This is a genomic window from Novosphingobium sp. PASSN1 (assembly GCF_002278815.1).
Window position 1 is genome coordinate 168,091 of record NZ_NKIS01000009.1, and the last position, 14,893, is coordinate 182,983.

Below are 14,893 nucleotides of genomic sequence, written 5' to 3' on the forward strand. Positions count from 1 at the left end.
ACAGATGGGGAAGATGACCGGCAAGGTCGCCCTGATTTCGGGCGGCGCGGAAGGGATTGGCGGCACGGTTGCCGAACTGTTCGTGGCCGAAGGCGGCAGCGTGATGCTCGGCGATCTGCAGTTGGACAAGGCGCAGGCCCATGCCGCCAGGCTGGGGCCGAATGCCGCTGCGGTGCAGCTTGATGTGCGCGATCTGGCGCAGTGGGAAGCCGCCGTCGCCGCCACGTTGGCGCGCTTCGGCAAGCTGACCACGCTGTGCAACATCGCGGGCATTTCCGAGCCGGGCAACACCGTCGACGTCGATCTCGATAGCTGGCACCGCCATATCGATATCAACCTGACCGGCAGCTTCTATGGCTGCCGCGCCGCGCTCCCGGCGCTGGCGGCTTCGGGCGAGAACGCCACCATCGTCAACATCGGCTCGATGCTGGCGCACCGCGCGGCAGGCGGCATGGCGGCTTATTGCGCGTCGAAGGCGGGCGTCACGCATCTCACGAAGTCGGTCGCGCTCGATTGCGCCGAACGTGGCCTCAAGATTCGCGCCAACACCGTGCATCCCGGCGCGATCCGCACCCCGATGTACAATCGCTACCTCAACGCGGGCGGCGCAACGCCCGAGCAGATCGAGGGGGTGATGGCTTCCGCGCACCCGATGGGCCGCGTGGGCGAGCCTGACGAAGTGGCGCGCGCGATCCTGTTTCTCAGCTGCGAGGATTCGAGCTTCACCAGCGGGACCGACCTCAATGTCGACGGAGCCAGCGCAATCCGCAGCTAGGCCCGAATAATCCGGCTGCACCGGGCCAGAGAGCCGGGCAGCTCCACTCAAGAGGAGAGATGCGAAATGGCACTGGTATCCGTCGTGGGCGCAACCGGTCGGCAAGGGCTGGCGCAGGTGCGCCAACTCGTTGCCGCAGGGCACTCGGTTCGCGCGCTTTCGCGCAATGAAAAGCCCGATCTTGGGCCAACCAACGCCGATATCGAAACGCGCGTGATCGACCTGTACGACCGCAAGACCTACACCAAGGCGCTCGAAGGCTCGGACGCGGTGTTCTACAATCACCCGCTGCAACTGCGCGATTCCCGCGCCGAACTGGCGGGCTGGATCGGTGAGGCGGCCAAGGAAGTCGACGCCAAGCGCTTCGTCTGGAACACCTCCAGCTGGATTCCGGACAAGCCCGGCGATGCATTTACTTATGCGGGCAACACCGCGGGCATCAACGCGCTGTTCCGTTCGGGCGTTCCGGCCACGGTGTTCGGCTCGGTGCTGTTCATGGACAACCTGCTGACCAACTGGGCGCGCCCGTTCATCATGCACGAGAAGCGCTATGTCTATCCGCACAAGCCAACGCTGGGCGCGAACTGGATCAGCCTCGATGACGTGGCCAAGATCATGATCCACGCGATGGACCGCCCGGACATGGAAGGCACGTGGATGAACATCGGCGGGCCGGAGCGCCTGCTGCCGCCGCAAGTCGCGCAGATCTTGTCCGATCACTTCGGCCACACGATCAAGTACGATCCCTGCACACCGGAAGAGTTTGGCGATCTGCTGGTGAAGGCGCTGGGCGATTCGATGGCTGAGGAGGAGCGCAAGCCCTTCGCTGCCGGGATTGCGGCGTTCTACAACTACAACAACAACGCGCCGACCAAGCCGTTCGAAGTCAACACCGAGGCTATGATGGAACGCCTGCCGGGGATCGAGCTGGAAACGCTGGCGCAGTGGGTTGCACGGCAGGACTGGTCCGATACGGCGCACCGGCCTTCGGCGGGGTGATGGCGCGGTAACGGTTGGGGAGGGCTACATGCCCTCCCAGGCCCTTCATGACTGCTGGACAACAAACCGGCGCGGTGCGACCACCCGCGCCGGTTTTGTTTTTTTCAGGTGGGGCGCTTTCATGCGGTGGCTGCGGGATATTTCGGCACTGGCTCTGGCTTTCGGGCTGAGCACGGCGGCACTGGCGGCGGACAAGGCGGCGGATGCGGCCAAGCCAGCCGAAGCAGCAAAGGCGGTGCCTCCCGCCCTGTTCCAGCCGGAGGAAGTCGCCAGCGAAGGCTCCGTCACGGTGCGGGGCAGCCGGATCGATTACAAGGCCATCGCGGGCACACTGGTGGTCCACCCGAAGGGCTGGGACGACGCCGCCAAACCCAAGGCGGACGATGAGGCCGCTGCCGAAGCCTCGATGTTCTATACCGCGTATTTCAAGAAGGGTGCGCCCGCTGCGGATCGCCCCATCCTGTTCGTGTTCAATGGCGGGCCGGGTTCCTCCACCGTGTGGCTCCACATGGGCGCGTTCGGCCCGCGCCGGGTGGTGACGGCGGACGGCCAGCACACCCCGCCCGCGCCCTATCAGGTGGTTGATAACGGCGAGAGCCCGCTCGATGTGGCGGATCTCGTGTTCATCGATGCGCCGGGAGCGGGGTTCAGCCGGATCGCGGGCAAGGACAAGGAAAAGGCGTTCTACGGGATCGATCAGGACGTTTACGCCTTCGCCGATTTCATCAAGCAGTTCCTCTCCAAGTACCAGCGCTGGAATTCGCCGCGCTACCTTTTCGGCGAAAGCTACGGCACGCCGCGCGCGGTGGCCTTGGCCGCGAAGCTGCAGTCGTCGGATGCGGTCGATCTCAACGGGATCATGCTGCTTTCGGTGACGCTCGCGTTCGATTTCTGGGCCGATGCGCCGCAGTGGAACCCCGGCAACGACCTGCCCTATATCGCGACGCTGCCGACTTATGCGGCAACCGCCTGGTATCACAACCGCGTGCCCGGCGGCCGCCCGGCAGAGCTTGAACCGTTCCTTGCCGAGGCGGAGCGTTTTGCGACCACCGACTATGCCGCCGCGCTGATCGAGGGGAACGACATTTCAGCGCAGCGCAAGCAGGCGATGGCCGAAAAGCTAGCGCGCTACACCGGCCTTAGCCCGGCCTATATCCTCCGCTCGAACCTCAGGGTCAATCTCGGCCAGTTCAATCGCAACCTGATGGACGAGACCGGGCAGACGGTGGGTCGGCTCGATACGCGCTTTTCCGGAGCAAGCCTCGATGTGTTGAGCCGCGAGGCGGACTACGATCCGCAGTCCACTGCGATCAGCTCTGCCTATGTCTCGGCGTTCAACGACTACGCGCGCGGCAAGCTGGGTTATGGCACGGGCAAGGCGTTCAAGCTCTTTGCCGACGTGGGGGAGTGGGACCTCAAGCACACTCCGCCGGGCGCCGGATACGCAGTGGAAGGCGCGGCGAACGTGCTGCCGGACCTCGCCTTCGCGATGAAGACCAATCCCTCGCTGAGGGTGCTGGTGCTGGGCGGATACTACGATACCGCGACGCCCTATTTCGAAGGCCGCTTCCAGATGCGCCATCTGCCCGTGCCGGAGAACCTGCGCGGGAACATTTCCTACAAGTATTACCCGTCAGGCCACATGGTCTATGCGCTGGAGGCATCGCTGAAGGCGCTGCACGATGATGTGGCGGCCTTCGTGAAGGGGCGCGGGAACTAGCCTGCGTTCGCCGCCAGCCACCGCCGCGTGGCCTGTGCGACGGCCCGCGAGCGCTCGCCGGGATCAGGGAAACCATCGCGCAGGGCCTTGGAGCGCAGCTCGATGCTGAGCGGGATGCCGGGCGGCAGGGCCAGATACATCGCGGCCAGCGGCAGCGCGCCTTCGCCGCACTGCTGGCGCAGGTCGATGGCGTCTTCGATGATCGCTGCAAAATCCGCCGGATCGGGGCGCTTGGCGGGGGCATCGCAGAACTGCGCGTAGGGCAGCAATTCGCGCGGGATAGCCGCGAGATCGGCGGGCGCGGTGCCCGAGCGGTCGACATGGATCGGATCGATCAGCAGCGCGCGCAGCGGGTGCGCGACCTGATCCAGCACGGATAGCGCCATGGCGAGGTTCTTCACTTCGGTGAAGATGCCGAACTCCAGCGCCACCCGCAGGCCCGTCCCTTCGGCATGGACGCACAGCTCGTTGAGGCGCGCGGCGGTCTTGCCCATGTCGGCTTCCGAGGAAACGCACAGCACGTTTTGCGCGCCAAGCTGGGCGCCGACATCGATGACCTTCTTGTGCGCGGCCATGTCGCTGCCCGGCTGAAGCCAGATCACTTCCACGTCGACCAGCGGGAGGCCCGTATCCGCCAGCGCGGCGCGGGCCTCGCGGGTGGTCGTCTCAGTCCACGCCTCGGGATCGACCCAGAGCCCGACCGCGTCAAACCCGCCAAAGCGCGCGGCGCGGATGGTTTCGACAGGGCCGAATTCGGGAACGACGCCCGAGGCGAGGCTGATCGGGTTCATCAGATCGACCAATCCTAAATCGAACTGCCGCCGTCGATGCGGAACTCGGCCCCGGTGGTGAAGCCGGATTCGTCGGAAGCGAGGTACACCGCGATGGCGGCGATTTCCTCGGGCGTGCCGATGCGGCCGATGGGGTGGACCGCGACCCAGCCCGCGTAGACTTCGTCCGGGTTGGGCACCTGCGCCAGCACCTTGTCGAGGATGGGCGTGCGGATCACGCCGGGGTGGATCGAGTTGCAGCGGATGCCGTAGCCGCTCTTGCCGCAATGCGCCGCGATCGACTTGGTCATGTGCGCCACCGCCGCCTTCGCGCCGTTGTAGGCGACGAGATCGGCATTGGCGCGGATGCCCGCGAGCGAGGACATGTTGATGATCGAGCCGCCAGCGGCCTTCATCTTCGCCACGGCATATTTGCAGCCAAGGAACACGCCGACGACATCGATCTCGAATTCATGGCGGAACTGCGCGAGCGTCACCTGCTCGATGTTCCCGGCAGTGGTGATGCCCGCGTTGTTGATCACGCAATCGAGCGCGCCGATGCCGTCCATCGCAGCGGCCCAATCGGCTTCCTGCGTCACATCAAGGTGCACGTAGCGGGCCTTGTCGCCAAGCTCGGAGGCGAGGGCCTCGCCGCCTGCATCGTCGATATCGGCAATCACGACGCTCGCGCCCTCGGCAACAAAGCGCCGCGACATGGCTGCACCGAGCCCCGAGGAACCGCCGGTGATAAGCGCGGTCTTGCCGTTCAGTCGCATGTCATTCTCTCCCGTGAAATTGCTTGTTTGTTCAGACATTTGCCGGATCGACGCGTTCCCAATCATGGTGCGCCTGCCGCGCGACGATAAGCCAGCGCCCATCGCGCTTTTCCATCCGGTCGCAGTATCGGCCCGCGACAATCCAGTCGGTCGCCTTGCCGCCGGTCGGCACCGGCGTGCCTTCGGTGTGGCCGGCTTCGATGAAGTGGTAGGCGACGAAGTTGGCTTCGGTCTCCACGCTCTGGCCGTCCGGCGCAAAGGCGAAGTGCAGATTGCCGATGGTGTGGTGCGTCGCGGGGATGGTGCCGAGCACGGCACTGGCAAAACCGATAAACTCGTCCGGCGATCCGACGAACGTGGAGTGCCGGTGGACATGGTCATCGGCGAAGCACGAGCGCACCAAGGCCCAGTCTTTCCGGTCGATTCCCTTGCAATAGCGGTGGAGCAGATCCCGGATCTCCTCGCGCGCCGAGAGCTCGTTTGTCGTCAGCGTCACGGCGCTTCCCCTCTCTTTTGCTAGTAACGTCTGCCTAGCATCCGGGGTGAATTGGTGGGAACTTGCATAATTGAGAGGACATTCGGGTATGGGCAGGCTGGCAGGCAAAGTCGCGATCATCACAGGGGCCGCGAAGGGCCTTGGCGAGGCGGATGCGCGCATGTTCGTGCGCGAAGGCGCGCGGGTCGTCCTCACCGACGTGGACCGTGAAAACGGGACACGCGTTGCCGCCGAACTGGGCGAAATGGCCGAGTTCCGCTACCTCGATGTGCGGCATGATGCCGAATGGAAGGTGCTGGTCGACGACGTCGCCCTCCGCCACGGCAAGCTCGATATTCTCGTCAACAACGCGGGCGTGGTCGAGCTTGGCGATATCGAGACGCAGACCGAGAAGGACTACCGCTTCATCATGGCCGTCAGCGCGGACGGCACCTGGTTCGGCTGCCAGCACGCGGTGCGCGTGATGAAGGAAACGGGTGGCGGATCGATCATCAACATGGCCTCGATCGCCTCGGTGCAGGGCGAAAGCGCGGTTGCGGCCTATTGCGCGGCCAAGGGCGCGGTTGAGGCGCTGACGCGGGCGGTGGCCGTTCACTGCGCCAAGAGCGGCTACAACATCCGCTGCAATTCGATCCACCCGGCCGGCGTGCTGACGCCGATGGTGATGGAAGTCGGCCGGCAGGCGGCGCTGATGCGCGGCGCGGAAGAGGCGCTCAACGCCGGACCGATCACCAAGCTCGGTGAGCCGGACGACATTGCCTACACGGTGCTGTTCCTCGCCTCGGACGAGAGCAAGTTCATCAACGGCGCGGCAATCCGCGCGGACGATGCGAAATCGGTGATCGCAGGGAACGCCTGAATTCGGCTCAGTGGCGATAGCCCGAAAAGGAGTGCGGCAGATGATGGATCAGCAGACGGTCGACACGATCAAGCGTCTGATGGAATGGGAAGCGGCGCGGGGGAGCCCGCCCGAAGGCTTCCCGCCGCTGCCGGACCTTCCCGCCGGGCGCTACACGTCTCAGGAGTATTACGACCTCGAGCAGAAGCACATCTGGAAGAAGAGCTGGCTGTTCGCCGCGCATCTCGATGAAGTGCCCGAACCGGGCAGCTTCATGCAGTGGGACAACGCGGGACAGCCGCTGATCATCGTCCACGGCATGGATGGCAAGGTCCGCGCGTTCTACAACACCTGCCGCCACCGCGGCGCGCCGGTCGTCACGCAGCAGAGCGGGCGCGCGCCGCGCCTGATGTGCGGTTATCACAACTGGACCTACAAGACCGACGGCGAGCTGATCGGCGTGCCGGAATCGCAGGATTTCGGCAGCAATTTCGACAAGTCGTGCCGCAGCCTGATCGGCGTGCGCTGCGAGATGTACGGCAAGCTGATCTTCGTGAACCTCGACGACAATGCGATGAGCTTGCGCGATTGGATGGGGCCGATCTGGGACGAGTGGGAGGAGTTCGCGTTCGACAAGATCAAGCTCGCCGCGCGCAATTCCTTCCACCTCAATTGCAACTGGAAGGTGGCGATGGAGGCCAACATGGAAGTCTACCATGTGCCCTTCATCCATCCCGATACGGTCGCGCCGCTGGTCGATCACAAGCGCAACGTCAACACGATGTACCCCCATGGCCACGCGCGGATGATCGCGCCTGCGCCGCAGCACACCAACCGCGAACACGTGCGCGCGATCGACAGCCCGCCCGAATGGAAGCAGATCGAGACGGTGGGCGAACTCGGCCGCAGCACCACGCAGAGCTACACGATGTTCCCCAACTGGGTCTCGCCGCTCTCCAACTTCTTCATTCCGCCGCTGATCTTCTGGCCGACCTCGCTGAACACCACCCGGCTCGAACTGATCACCATGGCACTCGATTGGGGTGATGGCCCCACGCCGGACTTGTGGACCGTGCCGGACGGGAAGGGCGGGCGCGATATGAGCCCGATCATCCAGGAAGACACCCAGTTCGGCGAGGCGATCCAGAAGTCGATGGAAAGCGACGGCTTCAAGTCCGTGCCACTGAGCTATCAGGAAGCGCGCATCTACAGCTTCCACCAGACCTGCGACAAGATGATCGGGCTGGAGAACGTGCCGGAGCACCTCGCGGTGAAGCAGGTCATCGGCAAGGAATGGGTCTGGCCCAACGATCCGCGCATCACCCTGATGGAACGCGAGGCGCAGCCGGCATGAGCATTCTGGAAAGTTTCCGCATCGACGGACAAGTGGCTGTCGTCACTGGCGCGGGCAAGGGCATCGGCCGCGCCATCGCCATCGCGCTGGCCGAAGCGGGCGCAGACGTCGCGCTGGGCGCACGCACGGCGGCGGACATCGAGGCCGTGGCCGAGGAAATCCGCGCGCGCGGGCGGCGCGCCCTCGCGGTGCCGACCGATGCCACCAGCATGGATGCGCTGGAAAACCTTGCCGCGCGGGCTGCGGCAGAGCTTGGCCCGGTGAACATCTGGGTCAACAATGCCGGCGGCATCCCCGATGGCAATCCGCGCTATCTGACCAAGACGACTGAACAAAGCTGGGACGCACAGGTCGACCTCAACCTCAAGGCCGTGTGGATGGGCGCGGTCGTCGCTGCGAAAGCCATGGGTGAGGCAGGCGGGGTGATCCTCAGCACGTCCTCGCGCGCGGCGTTCGGCCCGCAGGCGAAGAACGGGCCTTATGCCGCGGCGAAGGCGGGGGTGAACAGCCTCACCGAAACGCTCTCGCGCGAACTCGCGCCGAAGATCCGCGTCAATGCCGTCGCGCCGGGGCCGATCCCCACGCAGAACTTCAACGATTGCATGCGCACCGGCGATGAAGCCGCGCGCGAGGCGCTGCGCGAGATGATCCGCATCCCGCTCCAGCGCTATGGCCGCGAGGAGGATATCGCGGCGGCGGCGCTTTACCTGTGCTCGCCCGCATCGGGCTGGGTCACGGGCCAGTGCCTCTATGTCGCCGGAGGGCTGTGAGGTGAGCGAGACGACTGACGTCCTGATCATCGGCGCAGGCGCGGCGGGCATGGCGGCGGCGCTGTCTGCCCATGCGGCGGGCGCGTCTGTCACGCTGGTCGAAAAGGCTGACCGGCTGGGCGGCACGGCAGCAGTTTCGGGCGGGATCATCTGGGCGGCGAACAACCCCCGCATGCAGGCTGCGGGGCTGGCTGACAGCGAGGCGGATGCGCTCGCCTATTTCGGCAGTCTCGATCACGGCGAGATGGAGCCCGAAGTGCTGGGCGCGTTCGTGCGCGAAGCACCCGGCGCGCTGGCGTTTCTGGAAGATGCAGGCGCGCTCGCGGTCAGTATCCTGCCGAGCTATCCGGACTACTACCTCGACCGGCCCGGTGCGAAACCGGAAGGCGGGCGGGCGCTCGATAACGAACTGTTCGACTTCACCACGCTCGGTCCGTGGGCGGAGAAGGTGTTCAGCGACGGTGTGATCCAGCGCATGATGCTGCGCGAAACGCCGCTCGGCGGCAGCAGCGGGTACGTCGATCCGGCGGAGCTGAAGCGCCGGGCGGAGGCGGACTTGCGCGGGTTCGGGCAGGCGATGGTCGGGCGGCTGCTGGCAGCCTGCCTTGCGCGCGGGATCGAGCCGCAGCTGGGCCTGAAGGCCGAGCGGCTGATCGTCGAGGCTGGCCGGGTGGTCGGTGTGGAGTTTGCTGGCGGGCGCAGCATTCGCGCAGGCAGGGGCGTCATTCTCGCAACCGGCGGGTTCGAGTGGAACGAGAGCCTCAAGAAAACCTTCCTGCGCGGGCCGCTCGATATGCCGGCCTCGCCGCCAGGCAATACCGGCGATGGGCTGAAACTGGCGATGTCCGTCGGCGCAGGGCTGGGCAACATGACCTCGGCTTGGTGGGTACCCACGCTTTCCCCCAGCGGCGCGCAGTGGCCGGGCGGCGAGCAGCGCGCTTCGCCAGTGCTGATCGAGCGGACCTTGCCGCACAGCCTGCTTGTCAACCGCGCGGGGCGACGGTTTTGCAACGAGGCGAACAACTATTCCTCGCTGGCGGGCGCGTTCCACCAGTTCGATCCGGCGACGTATGACTATCCCAACAATCCGGCGTGGCTGGTGTTCGATGCGCAATATCGCGCGCGTTATCCGCTGGGCACGGTGATGCCGTTCGATCCGCTGCCGGACTGGGTTTTCGCGGCCGATACGCTGGAAGAACTGGCCGCGAAGATCGGCGTTGATGCTGCAACTTTTGTGCAGACGGTGGAGCGCTTCAACGCCCATGCTGCAACCGCCGAAGACCCCGATTTCGGGCGCGGCGTCAGCGCTTACGATCATTTCTACGGCGACCGTTCGCGCCCCAGCGCGGCGGCAACCCTGGGGCCGCTGGATCAGGGGCCGTTTCATGCCGTGCAGCTCAAGCTCGGCGCACTCGGCACCAATGGCGGGGCGCGGACAAATGCTGCGGCGCAAGTGCTGGATGTGAACGGCGAGCCGATCCCCGGGCTTTACGGCGCGGGCAACGTGATCGCGTGTCCCACGGGTAGCGTTTACGCAGGCGCAGGCGGCACGCTGGGGCCAGCACTGACATTCGGATGCATTGCCGGGCGGACAGCCGCACGGCTCGCCAATCAATAAGGAAATCAAAATGGAGCGCATACTGGTACTGGGCGCGACGGGCGACCAGGGGCATCCGCTGCTCACCCGGCTGATCGCGGCGGGGCTGACCCCGGTGGCCGCGCTGCGCAATCCGCAGGCGCTGGCAGGCACCGAGTTCGCGCATGTCGAAACCGTGGCGGCGGATATCTACGACGAAGCCTCGATGATCGCGGCGGCCAAGGGGATGGACGCGATTGCCGCGCACCTGCCCTTCGTGTTCGACCGGGACCTCGCGCAGAAGATGGGCGCAAGCATCGCGGCGGCAGGCAAGGCGAACGGCGTAAAGCGCATTGTCTTCCACACCAGCTGCCACATCACTGACGAGGACATTGGCAGCCCGGCGATGGACGGGCGGCGCGATATCATCGCCGCGATTGCGGGCAGCGGCTGCGAATGGGCGATCATCGAATCGCGCGTGTTCATGGACAATATGATCCGCAGCTGGAACAAGCCCGGCATCGTGAACAAGGGCATCTTTGCCTATCCGGCCAAGCCCGATCTCAGGATTTCGTGGATCTGCCTTGATGACGTCGCGGCCTTCATGGTCGAGGCGCTGACCAATCCGGACCTGCCCAGCGGGCGCTACAAGGTCGGCGGGCCGGAAGCGCTGGTGGGCGACGAGGTTGCCGCGACCCTGAGCAAGGTCTCGGGCAAGGCGATCGTGTTCAAGAGCCTGACGCCGGACGATTTCGCCTCGGCCATGAGCCTGCTGGTGACGGGGTCGGCGGAAGTGAAGCCCGCCTCGATCTATGACGGGATGGCTCAGTTCTATCGCTGGTACAACGCGCAAGCCACCTCGCCGCTGGTGGTGACGCCGGAGGAAATGGCGCGGCACTTCAAGCACAAGCCCGCCAGCCTTGCCGAATGGGCAGCGCGGCAGGACTGGAACGATCCGCGCGATCCGGCGCTTGCCACCCGTATGGCGGGTATGGCGCGCTAGTACCCTTTCGGGCTCATTCAATTCGGTAGGTCCGGATGTGCGGCACTGCCGCTAGTCTCGGCAACAACACAACACTTCTGGGAGATCTCGCGTGACTGAAACCCGCCAATGGCTGCTCAATGGACACCCGCGCGGCCGCCCGATCAACGATGATGATCTGAAGCTGGTGACGACCACGCTGCCCGAACCCGGTCCGGGCCAGATGCTGCTCAAGACGCACTTCCTCGGCTTTGATCCGGCACAGAAGGGCTGGATGGAAAACATTGCCGACTACGTCGCGCCGATGGCTATCGGCGATGTGATGCGCGGCTCGGGTATCGTCGAGGTCGTGGCGAGCAATGGCGGCAAGTTCCCCGTCGGCACCGTGCTGGCCGGTTCGATCTGCTGGAGCGAATACCTCATCCATGACGGCGATGGCCTGATTCCTGCGATGCCCGATCTGCCGCCGACGGCGATGCTCTCGATCCTCGGGACCACGGGCGTGACGGCGTACTGCGGCCTGTTCAAGGTCGGCGAACCGGTGGCGGGTGATGTCGTCGTCGTTTCCGGCGCGGCGGGCGCCACAGGCTCGATCGTCGGCCAGCTGGCCAAGATCGCGGGCTGCACCGTGATCGGCATCGCGGGCGGACCTGAAAAGTGCGAGTGGCTCGTCAAGGAAGCGGGCTATGACCACGCCATCGATTACAAGGCCGGGCCGATCCGCGCGCAATTGAAGGAACTCGCGCCCAACGGGATCAACGTGATCTTCGACAATGTCGGCGGCAAGATCCTGAATGACATGCTCGCGTGCATCGCCACCAATGCCCGCGTGGTGATCTGCGGCGGCATCAGCCGCTATGAAACCGGCAACCTGCCTGCCGGTCCCGAAAACTACTTCAACCTCGTGTTCCGCCGCGCGCGGATGCAGGGCTTCATCGTGCTTGATTGGGCCAGCGAGTTCCCGGATATCCGCCGCCGTCTGGTCAAGTGGGTGAACGAAGGCCGCCTGGCCTACCGCGAAGACGTCCAGCACGGCTTCGAGAACGCGCCTGCCACCTTGCAGCGCCTGTTCTCCGGCTCGAACAAGGGCAAGCAGCTGCTCAAGCTGTAATCCCGGCATCTGGCCCGCGCGCGCCGCATGGCGCTCGCGGGCCAGCTTGTGCCGGCTCAGTTCCGGCACCCCTGCCGGTTTCCTATCAAAAGTATCTAAGACGCGCATAAACAGTTGAGCAGAAGGGCTGGATTGATACCCTTGTACCCGTCAGCTGTACCGCGAAAGAATCCGGGCGGCGGCATCATGAAGCGGGAGAGGCACAATGCAGCACACCAAATCGGTGCGACCGGAATTTCTTTCGAGCACGGCGCGTGTCGCTGCTCTGGCCCTGTTGGCGCCCGGAGCGCTGCTGGCAGCAAACCCGGCGTTGGCCGCTGAAGAGCAGGCCCCGCCGCAGGCCGGAGCGGCTGCGGAAACCACAGCCTCCAGCGGGGTCGAAGACATCATCGTGACGGCCCGCCGCCGTTCGGAAAGCGTGCAGAGCATTCCGGTGGCCGTGCAGGCGATCAGCGCGCAGACCATCCAGTCACGCGATCTCACCAGCCTTGAGAAGATTGCCGCCGCCACGCCGCAGTTCACCGTCGCGCGCGCCTCGAACGGCGCAGGCGCGCAGCTCACGATGCGCGGTATTGGCTCCAACGCGACCTCGATCGGCATCGAGCAGTCCGTCGCGATCGTGGTGGACAGCGTCTATTACGGGCAAGGCCGCGTCATCAACGAAGGCTTCTTCGATCTCGCCCGGGTCGAGGTGCTGAAGGGCCCGCAGGCGCTGTTCTTCGGCAAGAACGCGACGGCCGGCGTGATCAGCCTGACCACGGCGGACCCCGGCAAGGACCGCGAGATCATCGGCCGGATCGGTTATGAGGCCAATGCCCGCCAGCTCTACGGCGAGGCCATCTATTCGACTCCGCTGGGCGACAACTGGGGCCTTCGCCTCGCGGTGCGTGGCTCGAAGATGTTCGGCGGCTGGTATCGCAATGCCGCCGGTTCGCAGAATTACCCGACCCTCGACGTCGCCAAGGGCTTTGTATCGACCAACCACGTCGCCGCCCCCGCCGCGGCCGATCAGCCGCAGGAGCGCGAGCTGATCGGGCGTGCGACGCTGAAGTATGATGGCGGCGGTGGCCTCACCGCGACGCTCAAGGCTTCGGGTTCGTGGAACGACACCATCGGCAATGGCTGGAACTATTCGGCAGTGCGGTGCCCGACGGGCGCGACCGCGCTGAACCCGGCCTACAAGTGCGATGGCGGCTTCAAGATCTACCAGAACAACTTCCCTGTTGACATCGCGCAGGCCACCCCGTTTGCGCGTTCCAACGGCGATCTCTACAACACCTACAAGTCGTGGCAGGTGACCGGCACGGTCAACTACGACATGGAGAACGTCACCCTCAACTCGGTCACCAACTACAACTGGAACAACAACAAGTTCGGCTGCGACTGCGATTTCCTCGGCGGCGGCGTGTGGGCGACGGAAAACGCCAGCTACCACGCCTTCAGCCAGGAACTGCGCGCACAGACCAAGTTCGACAGCCCGGTCAACCTGATGGTCGGCGGTCTTTACCAGAAGACCAGGCGGGACTTCTTCCAGGCGGTGCTCTTCGCCAGTCTCGAGAACTCGGCTGCGCCCACGGGCATGCGCTATGTCGCCTATTCCAAGGAATCGGCGACCGACGGCGAAACCTTGTCGGCCTATGGTCAGGCGACGTGGAAGATCCTCCCCACGGTCGAAGCAACCGCGGGCGTGCGCTACACGCACGAAACCAAGAAGAGCACTTTCACGCAGCCTTACGTGAACCCGGCGCTCACCGGTATCTTCCGTCCGCAGAGCGCTGCGGCGAACGGCGTGCTGACGGGTGACCAGACCTTCAACGACTGGTCGCCGGACGTGACGATCAGCTGGAAGCCGACAACCGACGTGATGGTCTACGGCGCATACAAGACCGCCTACAAGTCGGGCGGCTTCTCCAACAGCGCGATCAACTCCTCGCTGGTGACCGTCAATCCTTCCGCGGACCTTGCGTTCAACCCGGAAAAGGGCCGTGGTTTCGAAGCGGGTATCAAGACCACGCTGTTCGACCGCCAGCTGCGCGCGAACCTGACACTCTACAGCTACAAGTACACCGACCTGCAGATCGACTTCTTCAACGCGCAGGTCTTCGCCTACGTCACCTACAATGCCGGTGCGGCGCGCTCGAAGGGTGCCGAACTGGAGCTGGAATACGCGCCGCGTTCGGTCCCGGGCCTGACGCTGCGCGGCACACTCAATTACAACCGCGCGCGCTATATCAACTTCATCGCGCCGTGCTGGTCGGGCCAGAGCATTGCGGCGGGCTGCTCGCTGAAGGTGAACGGTATCGAGCGGCAGGACCTTTCCGGTACGCCGACTTCGGCTGCCCCGGAATGGACCGCGACGGCCGGGGTTTCCTATGAGACCGACCTCGGATCGAGCCTCAAGATCGGCGGCAACGTCGATACGCGCACCTCGAGCTCGTATCTCGGATCGAGCTTCGGCGATCCCTATACCCGTCAGGATGGCTATGCCGTGCTCGATGCGGGCCTCCGGATCGGTGCCCAGAATGATCGCTGGCAGCTGGCTGTCATCGGCAAGAACCTGACCAACAAGTTCTACTTCATCGGCGGAGGCACCGCACCGCTGACGGGGGCAGGCACTGGCACCAACAACGCCACGCGGGGCGATATCATCGGCTACGGCGCAATGCCGCGCACGGTGCGGTTCCAGCTTACCGTCCGCTATTGATGATCAGCGGGAAGAGGCAGAT

At 65.0% G+C, this 14,893-nt stretch carries 13 protein-coding genes; 10 read left to right on the top strand and 3 right to left on the bottom strand.

Annotated elements, in window-relative coordinates:
* Positions 1 to 4: 4 nt before the first annotated feature.
* The 3 genes from CFE35_RS15905 (at position 5) to CFE35_RS15915 (ending at position 3,494) form a co-directional block, all read left to right on the top strand.
* On the top strand, positions 5 to 775 hold the full coding sequence (locus CFE35_RS15905; RefSeq protein WP_292931978.1) for an SDR family oxidoreductase: 771 nt from the start codon (positions 5 to 7) through the stop codon (positions 773 to 775).
* A gap of 66 nt (positions 776 to 841) precedes the next feature.
* Positions 842 to 1,774, top strand: coding sequence for an NmrA family NAD(P)-binding protein (locus tag CFE35_RS15910; protein WP_292931980.1), 933 nt, complete (start codon positions 842 to 844; stop codon positions 1,772 to 1,774).
* Between the two features lie 121 nt (positions 1,775 to 1,895).
* A complete protein-coding gene (locus CFE35_RS15915) occupies positions 1,896 to 3,494 on the top strand; it encodes a peptidase S10 (protein WP_292931981.1) in 1,599 nt (532 codons plus the stop codon).
* Here CFE35_RS15915 and CFE35_RS15920 read toward each other — a convergent pair.
* From CFE35_RS15920 to CFE35_RS15930, 3 genes are read right to left on the bottom strand one after another with little or no spacing between them, the layout of a single operon-like run.
* Entirely contained in the window at positions 3,491 to 4,285 is a 795-nt protein-coding gene (locus CFE35_RS15920) for a TIM barrel protein (protein ID WP_292931983.1), read from the bottom strand. The two genes, CFE35_RS15915 and CFE35_RS15920, sit on opposite strands and share 4 nt — an antisense overlap.
* A gap of 14 nt (positions 4,286 to 4,299) precedes the next feature.
* Positions 4,300 to 5,040 carry a glucose 1-dehydrogenase gene (locus tag CFE35_RS15925; RefSeq protein WP_292931985.1) on the bottom strand — a complete coding sequence of 247 codons (741 nt, stop codon included), beginning with the start codon at positions 5,038 to 5,040 and terminating at the stop codon, positions 4,300 to 4,302.
* A 31-nt stretch (positions 5,041 to 5,071) separates the two neighbouring features.
* Positions 5,072 to 5,536, bottom strand: a complete 465-nt coding sequence (locus tag CFE35_RS15930) for a nuclear transport factor 2 family protein (RefSeq protein ID WP_292931987.1) — start codon at positions 5,534 to 5,536, stop codon at positions 5,072 to 5,074.
* Between the two features lie 88 nt (positions 5,537 to 5,624).
* On the opposite strand from CFE35_RS15930, the gene CFE35_RS15935 reads away from it, so the two are divergent.
* The 7 genes from CFE35_RS15935 to CFE35_RS15965 all read left to right on the top strand — a co-directional run bounded on the left by CFE35_RS15935 (position 5,625) and on the right by CFE35_RS15965 (position 14,871).
* Positions 5,625 to 6,395: an SDR family oxidoreductase gene (locus tag CFE35_RS15935; RefSeq protein ID WP_292931988.1), complete on the top strand. Its 771-nt coding sequence runs from the start codon at positions 5,625 to 5,627 to the stop codon at positions 6,393 to 6,395.
* A gap of 40 nt (positions 6,396 to 6,435) precedes the next feature.
* Positions 6,436 to 7,728, top strand: a complete 1,293-nt coding sequence (locus tag CFE35_RS15940) for an aromatic ring-hydroxylating dioxygenase subunit alpha (RefSeq protein WP_292931990.1) — start codon at positions 6,436 to 6,438, stop codon at positions 7,726 to 7,728.
* Complete coding sequence (locus CFE35_RS15945; RefSeq protein ID WP_292931991.1) at positions 7,725 to 8,498, top strand: SDR family oxidoreductase; 774 nt, start codon at positions 7,725 to 7,727, stop codon at positions 8,496 to 8,498. The genes CFE35_RS15940 and CFE35_RS15945 overlap by 4 nt, the downstream gene beginning before the upstream one ends.
* 1 nt (position 8,499) lies before the next feature.
* A complete protein-coding gene (locus CFE35_RS15950; RefSeq protein WP_292931993.1) occupies positions 8,500 to 10,116 on the top strand; it encodes an FAD-dependent oxidoreductase in 1,617 nt (538 codons plus the stop codon).
* A 10-nt stretch (positions 10,117 to 10,126) separates the two neighbouring features.
* A complete protein-coding gene (locus tag CFE35_RS15955) occupies positions 10,127 to 11,077 on the top strand; it encodes an NmrA family NAD(P)-binding protein (protein WP_292931994.1) in 951 nt (316 codons plus the stop codon).
* Positions 11,078 to 11,168: 91 nt separating this feature from the next.
* On the top strand, positions 11,169 to 12,167 hold the full coding sequence (locus CFE35_RS15960; protein WP_292931995.1) for an NADP-dependent oxidoreductase: 999 nt from the start codon (positions 11,169 to 11,171) through the stop codon (positions 12,165 to 12,167).
* A gap of 205 nt (positions 12,168 to 12,372) precedes the next feature.
* Positions 12,373 to 14,871: a TonB-dependent receptor gene (locus CFE35_RS15965; RefSeq protein ID WP_292931997.1), complete on the top strand. Its 2,499-nt coding sequence runs from the start codon at positions 12,373 to 12,375 to the stop codon at positions 14,869 to 14,871.
* Positions 14,872 to 14,893 lie beyond the last annotated feature (22 nt).

What these genes read in the sequence shown, in the direction of transcription:
- CFE35_RS15965 (WP_292931997.1), top strand. Translation starts at nt 12,373, where the DNA reads ATGCAGCACACCAAATCGGTGCGACCGGAATTTCTTTCGAGCACGGCG.
- CFE35_RS15905 (WP_292931978.1), top strand. Translation starts at nt 5, where the DNA reads ATGGGGAAGATGACCGGCAAGGTCGCCCTGATTTCGGGCGGCGCGGAA.
- CFE35_RS15910 (WP_292931980.1), top strand. Translation starts at nt 842, where the DNA reads ATGGCACTGGTATCCGTCGTGGGCGCAACCGGTCGGCAAGGGCTGGCG.
- CFE35_RS15935 (WP_292931988.1), top strand. Translation starts at nt 5,625, where the DNA reads ATGGGCAGGCTGGCAGGCAAAGTCGCGATCATCACAGGGGCCGCGAAG.
- CFE35_RS15915 (WP_292931981.1), top strand. Translation starts at nt 1,896, where the DNA reads ATGCGGTGGCTGCGGGATATTTCGGCACTGGCTCTGGCTTTCGGGCTG.
- CFE35_RS15920 (WP_292931983.1), bottom strand. Translation starts at nt 4,285, where the DNA reads ATGAACCCGATCAGCCTCGCCTCGGGCGTCGTTCCCGAATTCGGCCCT.
- CFE35_RS15925 (WP_292931985.1), bottom strand. Translation starts at nt 5,040, where the DNA reads ATGCGACTGAACGGCAAGACCGCGCTTATCACCGGCGGTTCCTCGGGG.
- CFE35_RS15955 (WP_292931994.1), top strand. Translation starts at nt 10,127, where the DNA reads ATGGAGCGCATACTGGTACTGGGCGCGACGGGCGACCAGGGGCATCCG.
- CFE35_RS15940 (WP_292931990.1), top strand. Translation starts at nt 6,436, where the DNA reads ATGATGGATCAGCAGACGGTCGACACGATCAAGCGTCTGATGGAATGG.
- CFE35_RS15945 (WP_292931991.1), top strand. Translation starts at nt 7,725, where the DNA reads ATGAGCATTCTGGAAAGTTTCCGCATCGACGGACAAGTGGCTGTCGTC.